This is a genomic window from Pseudomonas sp. CHM02 (genome assembly GCF_000612585.1).
In the GTDB taxonomy this organism is placed as follows: domain Bacteria; phylum Pseudomonadota; class Gammaproteobacteria; order Pseudomonadales; family Pseudomonadaceae; genus Aquipseudomonas.
Window position 1 is genome coordinate 1 of the sequence record NZ_JFCA01000125.1, and the last position, 286, is coordinate 286.

The following is a 286-nucleotide window of genomic DNA, read 5'->3' on the forward strand; positions in this document are numbered from 1 at the left end:
GTCACCTCGCCACCGTCGAACTGAACGGCGCAGTACTCACCTCACACCTCTTCACCGCCGGCCGCGAACAGCAACGCCAACAAGGCCAACTGCTCAGCACTTACCAACACGACCACCAGGGACGCCTGTTCAACCAGAGCATCAACGACGCCGAAGGCCCGGTGTACCGCCGCCACTACGACTACGACCCATCCGGCAACCTCACCCGCCTGCTCGACACCCGCAAAGGCGACCACCGCTACCACTACGCCCCTCAACCGCCTCACCCGCGCCGACCACACCCAAG

The 286-nt window shown here is 64.7% G+C and carries 1 pseudogene; it reads left to right on the forward strand.

What is annotated here, in order from left to right:
- Nucleotides 1-286 (forward strand): annotated as a pseudogene (locus BM70_RS33450) (rhs family protein); the annotation flags it as partial.